Annotated in this window: 1 pseudogene; it reads right to left on the bottom strand. The window is 67.1% G+C overall.

What is annotated here, in order from left to right:
* Positions 1-313, bottom strand: a pseudogene (locus SB756_RS29020) (ammonia channel protein); the annotation flags it as partial.

Here is a 313-nt window from a genome sequence, read left to right as displayed (position 1 = left end):
CATGCCGATGTCGGTGACGGCGCCGAAGCCGCCCAGCGCCGGGGCTGCGAACACGCCGGTGAGAATGGCACCGATGATGCCGCCGATACCGTGCACGCCGAAGGCGTCCAGCGAGTCGTCATAACCCAGCTTGCGCTTGAGGGTAGTCGCGCAGAAGTAGCAGATCACCCCCGAAGCCAGGCCAATCACCAAGGCGCCCATCGGGCCCACGGTGCCTGCAGCCGGGGTGATGGCGACCAGGCCGGCAACCACACCCGAGGCAATGCCCAGGGCACTTGGCTTACCGTGGCCGATCCACTCGGCGAACATCCAG

Origin of the sequence: Pseudomonas sp. SIMBA_068 (assembly GCF_046534705.1) — a bacterium.
GTDB lineage: Bacteria > Pseudomonadota > Gammaproteobacteria > Pseudomonadales > Pseudomonadaceae > Aquipseudomonas > Aquipseudomonas putida.
Note: the sequence above shows the minus strand (reverse complement) of the source record. Positions and strands in the feature narration are given on the sequence as shown.